This window comes from Candidatus Villigracilis affinis (assembly GCF_016705895.1).
Taxonomy (GTDB): Bacteria; Chloroflexota; Anaerolineae; order Anaerolineales; family Villigracilaceae; genus Villigracilis; species Villigracilis affinis.
In genome coordinates, this window is the sequence record NZ_JADJKT010000036.1 from 751,793 (window position 1) to 766,608 (window position 14,816).

General features: G+C 52.6%; 14 protein-coding genes, 2 pseudogenes and 1 riboswitch. Of the genes and pseudogenes, 8 read left to right on the forward strand and 8 right to left on the reverse strand.

Going from position 1 to position 14,816, the window contains the following annotated elements:
• The 6 genes and pseudogenes from IPI86_RS18635 to panB all read right to left on the reverse strand — a co-directional run bounded on the left by IPI86_RS18635 (position 1) and on the right by panB (position 4,099).
• Complete coding sequence (locus tag IPI86_RS18635; RefSeq protein ID WP_345299517.1) at positions 1 to 1,461, reverse strand: sensor histidine kinase; 1,461 nt, start codon at positions 1,459 to 1,461, stop codon at positions 1 to 3.
• A gap of 58 nt (positions 1,462 to 1,519) precedes the next feature.
• Complete coding sequence (locus IPI86_RS18640; RefSeq protein WP_345299518.1) at positions 1,520 to 1,867, reverse strand: zinc ribbon domain-containing protein; 348 nt, start codon at positions 1,865 to 1,867, stop codon at positions 1,520 to 1,522.
• Complete coding sequence (locus IPI86_RS18645) at positions 1,864 to 2,190, reverse strand: hypothetical protein (RefSeq protein WP_345299519.1); 327 nt, start codon at positions 2,188 to 2,190, stop codon at positions 1,864 to 1,866. The genes IPI86_RS18640 and IPI86_RS18645 overlap by 4 nt, the downstream gene beginning before the upstream one ends.
• 123 nt (positions 2,191 to 2,313) lie before the next feature.
• Positions 2,314 to 2,823, reverse strand: a complete 510-nt coding sequence (locus tag IPI86_RS18650) for a ketopantoate reductase C-terminal domain-containing protein (protein WP_345299520.1) — start codon at positions 2,821 to 2,823, stop codon at positions 2,314 to 2,316.
• The gene (locus IPI86_RS18655) at positions 2,807 to 3,226 is read right to left on the reverse strand and encodes a 2-dehydropantoate 2-reductase (RefSeq protein ID WP_345299521.1); all 420 of its coding nucleotides are present in this window, start codon (positions 3,224 to 3,226) and stop codon (positions 2,807 to 2,809) included. The genes IPI86_RS18650 and IPI86_RS18655 overlap by 17 nt, the downstream gene beginning before the upstream one ends.
• Positions 3,223 to 4,099: pseudogene (gene panB / locus IPI86_RS18660) on the reverse strand (3-methyl-2-oxobutanoate hydroxymethyltransferase). The gene IPI86_RS18655 and the pseudogene panB overlap by 4 nt, the downstream one beginning before the upstream one ends.
• Before the next feature lie 446 nt (positions 4,100 to 4,545).
• Here panB and IPI86_RS18665 point away from each other — a divergent pair.
• From IPI86_RS18665 to IPI86_RS18690, 6 genes are all read left to right on the forward strand, one after another.
• Complete coding sequence (locus IPI86_RS18665) at positions 4,546 to 5,097, forward strand: hypothetical protein (RefSeq protein ID WP_345299522.1); 552 nt, start codon at positions 4,546 to 4,548, stop codon at positions 5,095 to 5,097.
• Positions 5,098 to 5,105: 8 nt separating this feature from the next.
• Complete coding sequence (locus IPI86_RS18670) at positions 5,106 to 5,972, forward strand: aspartate kinase (protein WP_345299523.1); 867 nt, start codon at positions 5,106 to 5,108, stop codon at positions 5,970 to 5,972.
• 74 nt (positions 5,973 to 6,046) lie between these two features.
• Complete coding sequence (asd, locus tag IPI86_RS18675) at positions 6,047 to 7,108, forward strand: aspartate-semialdehyde dehydrogenase (protein ID WP_345299524.1); 1,062 nt, start codon at positions 6,047 to 6,049, stop codon at positions 7,106 to 7,108.
• A gap of 89 nt (positions 7,109 to 7,197) precedes the next feature.
• Positions 7,198 to 7,320, forward strand: a riboswitch (SAM riboswitch).
• A 105-nt stretch (positions 7,321 to 7,425) separates the two neighbouring features.
• A complete protein-coding gene (locus IPI86_RS18680) occupies positions 7,426 to 8,718 on the forward strand; it encodes an O-acetylhomoserine aminocarboxypropyltransferase/cysteine synthase family protein (RefSeq protein ID WP_345299525.1) in 1,293 nt (430 codons plus the stop codon).
• Positions 8,719 to 8,792: 74 nt separating this feature from the next.
• Positions 8,793 to 9,722, forward strand: a complete 930-nt coding sequence (metA, locus tag IPI86_RS18685) for a homoserine O-succinyltransferase (protein WP_345299557.1) — start codon at positions 8,793 to 8,795, stop codon at positions 9,720 to 9,722.
• Positions 9,719 to 11,002, forward strand: coding sequence for an O-acetylhomoserine aminocarboxypropyltransferase/cysteine synthase family protein (locus tag IPI86_RS18690; protein WP_345299526.1), 1,284 nt, complete (start codon positions 9,719 to 9,721; stop codon positions 11,000 to 11,002). The genes metA and IPI86_RS18690 overlap by 4 nt, the downstream gene beginning before the upstream one ends.
• Here IPI86_RS18690 and IPI86_RS18695 read toward each other — a convergent pair.
• Both IPI86_RS18695 and IPI86_RS18700 read right to left on the reverse strand, forming a co-directional pair.
• A complete protein-coding gene (locus IPI86_RS18695) occupies positions 10,999 to 11,442 on the reverse strand; it encodes a potassium channel family protein (RefSeq protein WP_345299527.1) in 444 nt (147 codons plus the stop codon). The two genes, IPI86_RS18690 and IPI86_RS18695, sit on opposite strands and share 4 nt — an antisense overlap.
• A gap of 5 nt (positions 11,443 to 11,447) precedes the next feature.
• Entirely contained in the window at positions 11,448 to 11,660 is a 213-nt protein-coding gene (locus IPI86_RS18700; RefSeq protein WP_345299528.1) for a hypothetical protein, read from the reverse strand.
• A gap of 370 nt (positions 11,661 to 12,030) precedes the next feature.
• Between IPI86_RS18700 and IPI86_RS18705 the strand changes: the two are divergent.
• Both IPI86_RS18705 and IPI86_RS18710 read left to right on the forward strand, forming a co-directional pair.
• A pseudogene (locus tag IPI86_RS18705) lies at positions 12,031 to 13,709 on the forward strand (peptide ABC transporter substrate-binding protein).
• Between the two features lie 65 nt (positions 13,710 to 13,774).
• Entirely contained in the window at positions 13,775 to 14,809 is a 1,035-nt protein-coding gene (locus tag IPI86_RS18710) for an ABC transporter permease (RefSeq protein WP_345299529.1), read from the forward strand.
• Positions 14,810 to 14,816: the final 7 nt, after the last annotated feature.

Below are 14,816 nucleotides of genomic sequence, written 5' to 3' on the forward strand. Positions count from 1 at the left end.
TTAACTGCCCTCCACCTTTTTCAAATGATAAGGGATCACCGCTTCAACTTCCGTACCGTAGTTCGGGCGCGAGCGGACATCCACCGCGCCTCCCAACAGCATGGCGCGTTCCTCCATTCCCGCCAACCCCAGGGAGGTGCGCCCGATGCGGCTTTGCACTGCATCCATATCGAAGCCGCGGCCGTTATCGCGGATAAATATTTTGATCTTGTTTTCGTGATAATCCAAATGGACATTTACATTCGTGGCATCAGCATGCTTGATGATGTTGTTCAGTGCTTCCTGCATGATGCGGAAGATGGTGATCTTCACAGCATCGTCGAGCACGGGTTCATCACCGGCAATATCAATCCTCACATGGATCGAAGTCAACTCATGGACGCGCGTAGCGTACCATCTCAAAGTGGCGGACAAGCCCAGATCATCGAGATGAGCAGGCCGAAGGTCCGCAATGATGCGCTGTAATTCCTTCAATGCGTCCGAGGTAAGGGATTGCAATTGTCCCAGAGTCGCATTCTTCTTCTTTTCGTTGGTTTCATCTGAAAGCCCGCGCAGGCCCATGCCGATGGCGGTAAGTGACTGCCCCGTTTCATCGTGCAAATCACGGGCAATGCGCTGACGTTCCGATTCCTGAGCTCCCACCACCTTGCGGAATAATTCTCCGCGTAATTGTTCACGGTTTTGAGACTCGTGCAAGCGCGCTTCCTGCAGTTCGGCGATCTTGTGATCGCTTTCCACCTGGAAGGCGCGTAAGAAACGAATGACGAACACCGAGGCAAACATGGCGGTGACAGCGCGCAATAACTGAACGGGAAACCCAAAGATATCGAGAAATAATGTTGAATTCAAAAAAGTGGATGGAGCCAGATGACTCGGCGCGGTAAAGATCTGCCCCACAAGGCTATACCAACCGAATGCAACCGAAGCCCACAGACTGTCGCGCCCAAAGCTGACCAGCCCGGCGCGGCGAAACGCACGCTGCTGCACCACAAGCCCGGCCGCCGCCAACAGCCCCGCAGGGATGGCGATGGAATACCGAGTCCACACATCGGCAATGACGTACATGTCTTCAATGGGATAAATGCCCTTGAAAGTCAGCAGGCCGTAGACCCAGATGGCTTCCAGTGCAAGCGGAATGATGAGACTCACCCGCCAGGTCGATTCACTCCCCAATACAAGATACGCGCCAAATGCGGCCAGCGACAGAAAAGAGAAAGCTAAAATCGATAAAGCAACCAGCGGGTAAATTGCCGAAACGATCTTATTGAAATGCCCCATGACATTGAACATTTCCATCCATTCATGCGCCGCGTGGACAAGCCCAAACCCCGCCAGCGGACGCAGTGCCATGCGCAAACGCGCATCGGTGGAACGTCCGCCTTCCATTGCCACCAACAAGCCCATGCTGAAAAACGCAAGGCCGTACACAAAGTAGATGACAATCAAAGGATCCTGGTTCATATGTTTTTATGTACAAGACCCTAAAGGTTCTTTGAAAAAACCTTCAGGGTCTCGTGGGTCATTCTTCCTGATGCCGTAATCTTGCGCCGCAGGTTCGGCAGAAACGGTCACCTGCTTTTGAACGCTCCCCGCACTGCGGACAGTACTTCTCTTCGCCGCCATCTTGCTCTTCTGAATGAGCACGGGAACGACGCCGTGATTTACCACCGGCTGAACGACGGCCTGACTGCCAGTAATACATAACTCCGCCTACGATCATGATCACACCCAGCCCACCGATAATGTAAGGAAGGGAATTACTCAACGAGACACGGCCAGGGGTGTTTTCATCCACGGGCGCGGAGGGCTGTACGCCCTGTGTATCGACGATTAGCGTATCGGTGGTCTTTTCGTAATCAAGACTCAATGTGAATTGTTCGCCGCTGGCCAGCGAGGTGGATAGCCATCATCTTTCGGGCCTTCGAATATGGCGTTGGTAAGAGCGCCATCTGCCGAGTAAGTGGCCACGGCGATCAGATTCGCATCCTTGGGAATGCGGAATGTGACGCTCACCGGCAAAGCGGTGATGGCGGGCACTTCAAAATCGGTGATGACCAGCATGCTGGGTTGGTCATATTCAGGCCACAGCTGTACGCTTACATTTGCGAGTTTGAGATCTGATTGGGCAAAGGCAGAAGCTGGGAATACAAAAAGAATCCCCAATATTATTAGGTACAGAAACTTGCGCATGGAAGAAACCTCCAACAATAAGAGTTTCTTTTATCTTACCATGCGCAAGAAACAGCGGACAGAAACGAAATCACAAACTATTATGGATGAAAGTCACCCTTTTTATCGGGGTGCAACACCTTATTAGTTCAAAGCATGGCTCACCGAAGCCCGCACCATTGTCCAGCAGGCTTTGTTATATGGCGTGCGGATGCCGTGCTTTTGTCCCATTTTCATCACCGCGCCGCAAATTGCGTCGATCTCGGTCGGTGCGCCGCGCCGCACATCTTGAAACATGGACGAAAGATCTGTCGCCGTTTTGCGCGCCACATCCTCGGCGGCGCTGACAGGGTTGCTGAACGGCAGATCAACATGCTCCGCCTCGGCGACTTCGGCAGTTTCGCGCGCCAGCTCGCCCATCATTCTGCGGGCCTTGGGGTGCGAAAGCAATTCACCGTTTGGCACTTGCAGCAGCGCGGTCAACGGGTTGATGGCCGCGTTGATGACGAGTTTGCCCCAAATCAAAGATTGCGCATCAGCAACGATCTGCAAGTTGAAATTGGACGAACGAAGAGCCGTTTCCAACGGACCGAGAGCCTGATTCTGCTCAATAGAGATGACTCCTCTCCGCCTGCTCTCACCAAGCCCGACCAACCAACGTTGCTCCAGTGGTGGTCACGCCCATTGAAACCCGACCCATTCCCAAGTCCAGTGCGAGCGTTTCGAGATTACCGAGTCCATTTTGAAGCGTGAGCGCATGTCCATCCAACGCAAGGGATTCTTTCAACTGTCTCGCCACGCGCGCGGTCTGCCATGATTTGACGAGGACGATCGCAAACTTTGCGCCGCCCACCTCGCGCGGATCATCCGTGGCGTGGACTTGAAACGCGCGCTCGTTCCCATTTGCGTCCACCATTCGCGCGCCGCGCTGTTTCAATTCGGCAAGTCCCTTTTTCCAGGTGCCCAGCATATGCACACCGTGACCCGCTTCGCTCAACCGCGCCGCAAAGAGTGTGGCGAGCGCACCTGTGCCAACCAGAAGAATATCCTGTTTCATTTGATCTCTTCCTGAAATGCATGCCACTCTTCATCAGTCATTTCAACTGTGTGTTCAACCGCAGGGAATCGTTTTGTTTCGACATCGTCTACATATTCTGTAAACGCCTTGTTCATCTCCGCGTGGAAGTTTGCATATTGCTTGACGAACTTCGGCGTGAAGCGGTCGAACAACCCAAGCAGGTCATGCGTGACCAGCACCTGACCGTCACAGCCCACGCCTGCGCCGATGCCGATGGTTGGAATTGAAATTTGTTTGGAAATCACTTCAGCAAGCCGCGCAGGAACCGATTCGAGCACGATGCTGAATGCGCCAGCATCTTCCAAAATTTTTGCATCTTCAAGCAGACGTTTCGCCGCAGAAGCAGTTTTGCCCTGTGCGCGGAATCCGCCAAGCTGATGTACAGATTGCGGCGTAAGGCCGATATGCCCCATCACAGGAATACCCGCGCCAACGATCGCGCGGACAGCATCGGCACGTTCGCGCCCGCCTTCAAGTTTGACCGCATCCATACCGCCCTGTTGTAAAGCGGCCCGCATTTCGAAGCGCTTCCTCTGCTGAAACCTGATATGACATGAATGGCATGTCACCGACAAGCAAAGCTGATTTCGCGCCGCGAGCCACAGCCCGCGCGTGATGAAGCATTTCTTCCATCGTAACGGGTAATGTATTTTCGTAGCCCAATACCACCATCGCAAGCGAATCACCCACGAGGATGGAATCAATACCCGCCCTGTCCATCGCCATTGCAGTGGGATAGTCATAAGCGGTAAGCATGGTGATCGGTTCGCCGCGTTCCTTTTTTTGACGGAACGTAAGCGTGGTCACCTTTTTACGTGACGTGCTGGTTGAGACTGGTGTAACAGTTGACATGGTACCCTCCGATAAAGGTAGAGTCCGGTTTGCGTGCTCGCGCCCCTGATATGCACGCGATTTCGGCTTGATTGATTTTTTCGCCGTCACGTTCCTTTGGATACATGCGACTGACACATTATGACACAAAAAAATCTTTTTGGCCATCGTGCCTATCATATTGACCATCGCGGCATGGAATTTCTTACAAGTGCAATTTCACCCTTGACCAATCACACTCCATCGCATAGAATACCGCCCAATATGAACTCGGCCCACTTCTACATGACCATGACCACTACCACCTCCGGTACCCACCGCGAGGCGTTAGTGCTTGGATAGAAGTAACCGACAAAACAGGTTATCTCGAAACACACAACGCCTCGCGGAAACGCGGGGCGTTTTTGTTATCTTGACCTCACCCTGCCCCTCTCCCGAGGGGAGAGGAAAACATAAAGGAGAAGAACATGTCAGAAAAACAAACGCTCGTCATGAAATTTGGAGGAACATCCGTCGGTTCAGCGGATGCGTTGAAAAGCGCCATACAGATCATTCGTGATGCAAAAAAGGATTGGGATCGAGTCGTCGTTGTGACATCTGCCATGTCTGGCGTGACGAATCTGCTATTGGACTCTGCCGCCTCCGCTTCGCACGGGAAAGTTGATTCACTTCCAGCAGCAGAATCCACGCTGAGAGAAAAACACTTCGCCGCCGCAGACGCACTTATCAAAGATGAAGAACTTCGCGAGCAAACAAAATCCGAGATCAATGCGCTCATCCTCACACTTGTAGATCTGTGCAAGGCGATCGCCGTACTTGGCGAAGCCAGTCCACGGGCAATGGATGCGGTGGCATCGCTCGGAGAACGAATGAGTGTCTACTTGTTGGGTGCGGTCGTGAATGATGCTGGAGATAAAAGCGAAAGCCATTGTATCCACCGAGTTCGTGGTCACCAACGCGCATTACCAAAATGCACATCCCGATTTCAAAGCAACAACCGAAAAACACGGGGCTATTAAATCCATTAATGGACGAAGGAATTATCCCGATCACAACTGGTTTTATCGGCGCAACCCCCGAAGGCGCAATCACCACGCTCGGGCGCGGCGGCTCGGACTATTCTGCCGCCATCATCGGCGCTGTCCTCCCCGCTGACGATGTCTGGATCTGGACGGATGTGGACGGCGTGATGACCACCGATCCGCGCATTGTGCCAGAAGCGGTGACGCTGCCTGAGATCAACTACAGCGAAATCGCAGAACTTGCTTATTATGGCGCGAAAGTTCTGCATCCCAAAACCATCCGTCCTGTGCTGGATGCAGGAATTGGATTGCGCATTTGCAACACGTTCAATCCCAGTCACCCCGGCACGCGGCTGATCGCCAGCATCAAAAGCAACGGCAAAGTGGAAGGCAAAGTCATCAAAGCTGTGACGGCTATCCGCAAGCAGAGACTGATCACCATTGAAGGTCGCGGTATGCTGGGTGTCCCTGGTGTGGCGGCGCGCGCGTTTGGAGCGGTAGCCTCCACAGGCACAAGCGTTCCTCTCATCACGCAAGCGTCGTCAGAACAATCCATTTGTTTTGCGGTACCTTCGGAGCTCGCCCCTACTGTATTATCATCTCTTGAAAAAGCCTTCGCCGTTGAAATCGAAGACGATGACATCGACCGCGTCTGGGCCACAGAAGATGTATCCATCATCACAGTCGTCGGCGCAGGGATGCGTCACACACCTGGGGTTTCGGGCAGAGTGTTCAGCAAACTCGGCAATGACGGCGTGAACGTCCTCGCCATTGCGCAGGGCTCATCCGAAGTATCCATCTCTCTCGTTGTTGATGCAGTGGATACGGAAAATGCGGTCAAGGCGTTGCATGAACTTATTGTTGCAAGTTAACAAGTTTGCACGTTAGAACGTTACAAAACCTTCAAACCTTTAAACATTCAAACTTTCAAACACTAGGAGTCCGCATGTCCCAATCTCAAATCCCCGTAGCAATTCTCGGCGCGACAGGTTCTGTCGGCCAGCGATTTATTTCTTTGCTCGATAATCATCCGTGGTTCAAGGTGGTGGCACTCGCCGCATCAGACCGTTCCGTTGGGCAGCCGTATTCCAAAGCCGCCCGCTGGGTGTTGGATGACCCCATGCCTGCGTATGCGCGGGATATGATCGTTGTCCCTGCCAATACGGATGCGGTGCAAGCGAAGATCGTTTTCTCTGCTTTGCACACAGAAATCGCGAATGAACTCGAACCCGCCTTCGCAAAAGCAGGCGCGGCAGTCTGCTCAAATGCGTCATCGTATCGGCGCGGAGAGGATGTGCCGTTGCTGCTGCCTGAGATCAACGCGGAGCATATTCAACTGGTCAAGCAGCAGCGCAAGAACAACGGCTGGAGCGGATGCATTGTCACGAATCCCAATTGCACGAGCACAGGACTCACAATTGCGCTCAAGGCATTGGATGAGTCCTTTGGCGTGAAGAAAGTATTCATGGTTTCGTTACAGGCGCTTTCGGGCGCGGGCTACCCTGGCGTGCCATCGCTCGACATCATGGACAATGTCATCCCCAACGTGGGCAATGGCGGCGAAGAAGAAAAAGTGGAATGGGAACCGCGCAAGATGCTGGGCAAATTCAACGAAAGCAAAATTGATATGGCAAATATCACATTCAGCGCGCACACAAATCGCGTGGCTGTGATCGATGGTCACACCGTCTGTGCGAGCGTGGCATTGGACAAACCCGTTGAGCCAGAAGTTGCGATTCAAGCGTTACGCGACTATGCCGCAAAACCGTCAGCGAGGAATCTGCCTTCGACGCCCAAACCAGTTATCGAGGTTAAGGATGAGGCGGATAGGCCCCAGCCAAGACTCGACCGATTAACAGGCAAAGGCATGACGACAGTAGTCGGCCGCGTGAGGCGCGATCCAATCCTTGATCTTAAATTCGTTGTACTTTCACACAACACGATTCGCGGCGCGGCGGGTGCATCCATTTACAATGCGGAGCTGCTTGTGAATGAAAATCTTTTATAAAGAGTACCCAAACGGGTAACACGTTAATCTGTTCAATCGCTTGACACATTCACAAACGCCGTGATATAAACGGCGAAATTAAATATTCGCTCTTATCCAGAGAAGCTGAGGGACCGACCCTTTGAAGCTTCGGCAACCAAACAAAAGTTATGGTGCCAAATTCGGCAAATAGGAATGACAGCAAAACGTCATTCATATCTGGAAGATGAGAGGACGGTATAGACGTATACCTCTTCTTGTACTTTCAGAAGAGGTTATTTTTTTTTTTAATCTCTTCTGAAGGGCGGGTAAACATTATTCAAGAGGAGATAACTCAAATGTCCACAATCAAAGATCGCAAGTTAGGTTTCGCAACCCGCCAGTTACATGCGGGCTATTCACCAGATGCCACCACTGGCAGCCGCGCCGTGCCGTTGTACCAAACAACGAGCTATCAGTTCAAGAACACTGAACATGCCGCAAATTTGTTCGCGCTCAAAGAGCTGGGAAATATTTACACCCGCTTGATGAACCCGACCACCGATGTGCTTGAACAGCGCATTGCCGCACTCGAAGGCGGCGTTGCCGCTCTGGCCGCAAGCTCTGGACATGCCGCACAGGCACAGGCAATTTTCACTTTGTGCAGCGCAGGCGACCATATCGTTTCGTCATCCCGTTTGTATGGCGGCACGTACAACCAGTTCGCCTACACCCTGCCCAAGCTGGGGATCAATGTCACTTTTGTTGACCCAAGCGACCCGAAGAATTTTGAAGCGGCCATTCAGCCGAACACGAAAATTATTTACGGTGAGACTCTCGGCAACCCCGATATTTCCGTCTTCCCGTTTGAAGAAGTATCCGAGATCGCGAACAAGCACAAACTGATCTTGTTCATCGACAACACCTTTGCCACTCCGTATCTTTTCCGCCCGTTCGAATATGGCGCGCACGTCATCACCCACTCGACCACCAAGTTCATCACAGGCAACGGCACATCCATTGGCGGCATCATCGTGGACGGCGGCAACTACGATTGGAGCAACGGCAAGTTCGAGAATTTCAACACGCCCGATCCTTCGTATCATGGACTCGTATATTCCTCCATCGCCGCGGCGGGACTTCCCCCATTTGCGATCAAAGCGCGCGTGCAAGTTCTGCGCGATCTCGGCGCCTGCCAATCTCCGTTCAACGCATGGCAGACCCTGCTCGGACTCGAAACCCTCAACCTGCGCATTGACCGTCACGTGCAGAACACGCAAGCTGTTGCCGAATATCTTGAGGCTCATCCCAAAGTTAGCTGGGTCAAATACCCTGGCCTCAAGAGCCACCCCGATTACGCTCGCGCCAAGAAGTATCTTCCCAAGGGCGCAGGCGCAATTCTCGGATTTGGCATCAAAGGCGGCGCAGAAGCAGGCAAGAAATTCATCGAAAGCCTGCAACTCTTCAGCCACCTCGCCAACGTCGGTGATGCGCGCAGTCTCGCCATTCACCCCGCCACCACGACGCACAGCCAGCTCAGTGACGAGCAACAAGTCTCCGCTGGCGTCAGCCCCGATTTCATCCGCTTGAGCATTGGTCTCGAAGACTTCGAAGACATCAAGTGGGATCTGGAGCAGGCCTTAAATTCATAAGGATGAAGGCGGAAGGATGAAGGATGAAATTTTGTCCTTTGTCCTCATCCTTCATCCTTCATAATTCATCCTTTATGCCCGTAAAAATTCCAACCACCCTTCCCGCTCGTACCACTCTCGAAAACGAGAACATCTTCATCATGGACGAAGACCGTGCCATTCATCAGGACATCCGCGCTTTGCGTGTTGCCATTCTGAACTTGATGCCTACCAAGATTTCTACTGAAACACAGATCCTGCGCCTGCTTTCCAATTCGGCATTACAGGTGGAAGTCACTTTACTCAACACCGCCACGCATGAATCCAAGAACACCGATGCCGATCACTTGCTTGAGCATTATGTGACTTTCGATGATGTGAAGGATCAAAAATTCGATGGTCTCATCATCACTGGCGCGCCTGTGGAACAAATGCCCTTCGAAGATGTGGATTACTGGCAGGAACTCAAACGCATCATGGACTGGTCGGAGACGAATGTTGAATCCACATTTCACATTTGCTGGGGAGCGCAAGCGGGCTTGTATCACAAATACGGGATCCCAAAATACGACCTGCCCCGCAAGATGTTCGGTGTCTTTGAGCACCGTCTCTTAAATCGGACCGAAAGCCTGATGCGCGGCTTCGATGACATTTTCCTCGCCCCGCACTCCCGTCACACCGAAATCCGCCGCGAAGATATTGAGAAGCATTCCGAGTTACAGATCCTTGCTGAATCAGAGGATGCAGGCGTGTACATCGTCAGTGACAAAGACGGACGCAATCTTTACATCACGGGGCACTCTGAATATGACCCGCTCACCCTCAAAGGCGAATACGACCGCGACGTGAATAAAGGTCTGCCCATTCACGTGCCGAAAAATTATTATCCCAACGACGACCCGAGCAAAATGCCCAACGTCCGCTGGCGCGGGCATGCCAACTTGCTATACGCGAACTGGCTGAACTATTATGTCTATCAGTCCACACCGTTCGACCCGAATGAAATCCCCAAGAGAAATAAATGACCTCACCCCGCAAGTTCGGATTCAACACACGTCAACTGCACGAAGGCTACACTCCCGACCCAGCCACAGGCAGCCGCGCCGTTCCCATCTATCAAACCACTGCCTACGACCTGCAAAGCACAGACCGCGCCGCGAGACTCTTTGCGCTACAAGAGAGCGGCAACATTTACACGCGCATCTCGAACCCCACGAGTAACGTCTTTGAGAAACGCATTACATCCCTCGAAGGCGGAGTTGGCGCCGTGGAAGTTGGTTCAGGTCATGCGGCGCAAGCCACTGCCATCCTCACCATTTGCGAAGCGGGCGACCACATCGTTTCCACATCCACACTGTATGGCGGCACGGTCACACAATTCAAATCTACATTTCCGAAACTCGGCATCAAGGTCACATTGGTTGACCCCAACGATCCAGAAAATTTCCGCCGCGCCATTCAGCCGAACACAAAAATAATCTACGGCGAAACCATCAGCAACCCGCTCGGCAACATCTTCCCCTTCGACGAAGTTTCCAAAATCGCACACGAGCACGGCATCCCGCTGATGATCGACAACACCTTCGCCACGCCATATCTCTGTCGTCCCTTCGAATGGGGCGCGGACATCATCACCCACTCTACGACGAAATTCATCGGCGGGCACGGCACCACCATGGGTGGAATCATCGTGGACGGCGGCAAGTTCAATTGGAGGAAGAGCGGGCGCTTCAAAACTTCACCGAGCCTGATCCTGCCCTACCATGACGTTGTCTACGCCGATGACTTTGGTCCGCTGGCGTTTATCTCCAAAGCGCGTTCAGGCATCCTGCGTGATTTCGGCACCGTGCAACAACCCATCGCTTCATGGTTCCTCCTGCAAGGACTCGATACCCTCTCCCTGCGCATGGAACGTCATGTGCAAAATGCACAACAGGTCGCCGAATTTCTTGAAAGTCATCCCAATGTAAAACGGGTCTCGTACGCAGGTCTTGCCAGTCACCCACATCATGAACGTGCAAAAAAATATCTTCCGCTTGGAACAGGTGCGGTCATGGGATTCGGCGTAAAGGGCGGCAGAGAAGCGGGCGCGAAATTCATCGACAACCTGCAACTCTTCAGCCACGTCGCCAACATTGGCGACACGCGCTCACTTGCTATCCATCCTGCCAGCACCACCCACAGCCAACTCTCCGATGAAGAGCAAACCGCCGCAGGCGTCAGCCCGGATTTCATTCGCCTTTCCATTGGCTTGGAAGATATCGAAGATATTCTCTGGGATTTGGATCAGGCGCTTCGCTCTTAATCTCTTTCTTGAGAGTACACCCCGATCAATCTTCCCATGATGAGAGCAATGTACAACACCCCCAGCATGCCCTCTACCGTCGCCAGTGATCGCGCCCACGCATTAAGCGGCAGCACATCGCCATAACCAAGTGTGGCGAGCGTGACAAAGCTAAAATACACCAACTGCTGCCACTGCGGTGCGACGCCCAATCCATTATCTACGAAGGCATTCACATCCAATCGGCTGACAATGACATACAGCGGCGTGAACATGGCGGCAATAAAAATGTAAACCGTGATGGCAGTCATCATCACATTCGCATTCACCACTTTGGACGTGTAGATATAACGCAGCAAGGCAATGGTCATGAGCAACTGCGCAGGGATGATCGCCACCTGTGAAATAATCGTCGCAGAATCTGACGATGGGGCAAAAAACGAAACGACCGCACAAACCATCCACACTACAGCCGCGATGCTGGTTTGAATGAAATGTTTTTATCCTCACTAGTCACCAGGACACCGATGACGAACATCAATGTATACGCCAGCAGGAAGAGCAAGTTCCCCAGCCCGCCCATGTACAGCGTCAGCGGGTATCCAAAATTGAGCACAGCCACCAATACCAGTAAATATCCCACCCGCCCATAAAATCGTGAAGATAATTTTTCGATCATAATTTCACCCTTGGAAACCTACAGTCAACTTCCTCTATTATCAATGAAGCGATCATTTATTATATGCGAACCGCATTAAACATCTTCTGCGCAGATCTGTTCGATCTCACCCCTTTACAGAAAGAGTTAAACAAGAACAATCGTGCCATATAAAGCCAAACGCGGTATCATATTGATGTGAGAGCACAGGGTCGCAATCACACAAGGCTGGGCAACTCCCAGGCACGGTATATTTTTCTTTATTGAGTGTTGGTATTGGCAGAACCACGCACGACACCATGAAGTGAGCAGCGTCTGAAGTTATTCAGATGTGCATCAAATCAAAAAAGGAGAAGAAGAAATGAAACACTTGAAGTCCATTTTTTTCGCGATGGTCATCGCCACACTGCTGTTAACAGCATGCGGTGGTGGTCCAGCTGCCACTGAAGCACCGACTGGCAGTGATGCAACCGAGGCCCCTGCGGATGCCCCTGCCGCCACCGAAGCTCCTGCTGCTGAGAAGAAGGTTGCCACCTTCATCTTCACCCAGGAATTCGATAACTTGAATCCGCTGTATACCAACCAGTGGTTCACAGCCATCACCTACCAGTTGTGGAGTTGCTACGCATGGACCTACGACGATCAGAATGCGCCCGTGCCTGTACTGGTGACTGAACTGCCCACCACCGAAAATGGCGGTATTTCAGAAGATGGCCGTACCATCACATTCAAACTGCGCGATGACATTGTCTGGTCTGACGGCACTCCGATCACTGCCGACGACTTTGTCTTCACCTACGAAATGTACATGGACCCCAACAACACGGTCGCGTCGCAGAGCCCCTACGACCAGATGGAAAGCGTCGTCGCTGAAGACCCGCAAACTGTTGTGGTGACATTCAATGAGGTCTTCGCCCCGTGGGCCGCGACTCTCTGGAAAGGCATCATTCCCAAGCATGTTTTGCAACCCGTCTTTGAAGCCGATGGCAACCTGAACGCCGCCGAATATAACCGCACTCCAATGGTAGGCTGCGGTCCCTTCAACTTTGCGGAATGGGAAGCTGGTTCATTTGCCCGCTTTGTCGCCAACGACAGTTACTGGCTTGGCCGCCCCAAACTGGACGAGATCTTTATCCGCTTCGTACGGATGATGCTTCCCAGATCGCGGCCCTTCAATCAGGCGAAGGCGACCTCGGCACTTTCATCGCCTATTCAGATATCCCCACCCTGGAAGAAGCAGGCACTCAGATGTTCACCGCCTTCTCTGGCTACAATGAAGGCTTGTACATCAACCTCGGCGATAAGGGACACCCCGCCTTGAAAGAACAAGGCGTCCGTCAGGCGATCGCATATGCAACCGATCGCGAATCCCTCGTCAACGACCTGTTGCTCGGGCGCACCGGCGTGGCAGCGACCTATTGGGATAACACCCCGTTCGTCGATCCGTCCATCGAGCCTTATCCTTACGATCCCGCCAAGGCAAATGAACTCCTTGATGCCGCTGGCTGGACCGATAGTAACGGCGACGGAACCCGCGACAAGGATGGCGTTGAACTCGTCCTCAAGTACGGAACCACTACCCGCGAGATTCGCAAAGAGATCCAAGCGGTATTCCAACAACAACTACTCGAAGTGGGCATCGGCACTGAATTGATCAACGCCGAAAACTTCTTCGATGGGTATGCAGAAGGCGGCCCTGCAGCAACAGGTGATCTCGATATTTTTGAATACTCGACCGTTACTCAATATCCTGACCCTCATGTCTCCGAGTGGTACTGCGATCAGATCCCCACAGATGAAGCCCCCGATGGCAGCAACTGGCAGGCCGTCTGCGACACCGACCTTGAGGCCCTCTTTGCTCAGGAAAGCTCCCAAGTGGATGCCGCTGCCCGCGAAGCGACCTTCCATGAGATCTCGAAGTTGATCTTCGATCAGGCCTACTTCATCGGCATTTACTGGGATCCCGACATTTGGGCGATCAACTCCCGCCTGACCAATGTCAAGGTTTCAGCGCGACCCCGTTCTACAACATCATTGAATGGGACATCCAACAATAAAATAATCAAGTAAAATACCGGAGGGGTTCTGTAAAAATCCATTCTTACAGGACCCCTCTCTTTTTGAAGGAGAACTCAATGACAAGATACATTGTCCGTCGCTTGTTACAAGCCATTCCTTTATTACTTGTTATTAGTTTGATCCTGTTCGTCTTGATGCAAAACGCCACCGACCCGCTAGCCACTATGGGCGGACGCACGCCAACAAGGCCCGAAGACCGCGCACGCCTCACCCGTCAGCTTGGCCTCGACAAACCCGTTTACATTCAATATTTGTACTGGCTGATCGGCAACGACTGGACCAAGGTCGATCTTGATGGAGATGGCACGGCAGAAACTCAGGGGAAACGGCAGGGTGTCCTGCGGGGCGATTTCGGGACATCCATTGTTCAAACCGGCAGACCCGTTACAACGGTCATTTTTGAGCGTCTGCCAAACACATTGATCCTCATGCTTACAGCAGAATTTGTGATCGTGCTGGGCGCGTTGCTGGTGGGAATTTTTTCAGCGCTTCGTCAGTATTCATTGTTCGATAATATTCTTACCGGGATTTTATTCATCGGATATTCCATGCCGATCTTTTTTGTGGCACTTTCTACTATGTACATCTTCTCGATCAACTTCCAGCGCTGGGGACTGCCTCACCTGCCAACCGTGGGAATGTTCGACCCGAAGGTCGGGAAAACAACCGGTCAGATCATCCTGCATATGATCCTGCCCGTATTTAGCATTGCATTCATCAGCTTTGCAGCCTACAGCCGCTACATCCGCAGCACCATGCTCGAGGTGCTGGGACAGGATTACATCCGCACGGCGCGTTCGAAGGGCCTGCCCAAGCGCGAGATCACTTTCATCCATGCGCTTAAGAATGCATCCCTGCCAATCGTCACCATCGTGGGACTGGACCTGCCCCTGCTACTCGGGGGTGCCGTTGTGACGGAACGCATCTTTGCCTGGCCCGGAATGGGTCGGTTATTCATCGACGGGATCGACCGTGGAGATACGCCCGTTGTCATGGGCATTCTGATGCTGATCGCAGTTTCCGTGGTGATATTTCAGATCATTACCGATATCGTATATGCGTGGCTCGACCCGCGCATCCGCTTTGATTAAGGAGCAC

Bases quoted from the DNA above. Each gene is read 5' to 3' on its own strand.
- IPI86_RS18700 (WP_345299528.1), bottom strand. From the start codon at position 11,660: ATGATCGAAAAATTATCTTCACGATTTTATGGGCGGGTGGGATATTTA.
- IPI86_RS18670 (WP_345299523.1), top strand. From the start codon at position 5,106: ATGGACGAAGGAATTATCCCGATCACAACTGGTTTTATCGGCGCAACC.
- IPI86_RS18635 (WP_345299517.1), bottom strand. From the start codon at position 1,461: ATGAACCAGGATCCTTTGATTGTCATCTACTTTGTGTACGGCCTTGCG.
- IPI86_RS18655 (WP_345299521.1), bottom strand. From the start codon at position 3,226: ATGAAACAGGATATTCTTCTGGTTGGCACAGGTGCGCTCGCCACACTC.
- metA (WP_345299557.1), top strand. From the start codon at position 8,793: ATGCCCGTAAAAATTCCAACCACCCTTCCCGCTCGTACCACTCTCGAA.
- IPI86_RS18690 (WP_345299526.1), top strand. From the start codon at position 9,719: ATGACCTCACCCCGCAAGTTCGGATTCAACACACGTCAACTGCACGAA.
- IPI86_RS18665 (WP_345299522.1), top strand. From the start codon at position 4,546: ATGTCAGAAAAACAAACGCTCGTCATGAAATTTGGAGGAACATCCGTC.
- IPI86_RS18710 (WP_345299529.1), top strand. From the start codon at position 13,775: ATGACAAGATACATTGTCCGTCGCTTGTTACAAGCCATTCCTTTATTA.
- IPI86_RS18680 (WP_345299525.1), top strand. From the start codon at position 7,426: ATGTCCACAATCAAAGATCGCAAGTTAGGTTTCGCAACCCGCCAGTTA.
- asd (WP_345299524.1), top strand. From the start codon at position 6,047: ATGTCCCAATCTCAAATCCCCGTAGCAATTCTCGGCGCGACAGGTTCT.
- IPI86_RS18695 (WP_345299527.1), bottom strand. From the start codon at position 11,442: ATGGTTTGTGCGGTCGTTTCGTTTTTTGCCCCATCGTCAGATTCTGCG.
- IPI86_RS18645 (WP_345299519.1), bottom strand. From the start codon at position 2,190: ATGCGCAAGTTTCTGTACCTAATAATATTGGGGATTCTTTTTGTATTC.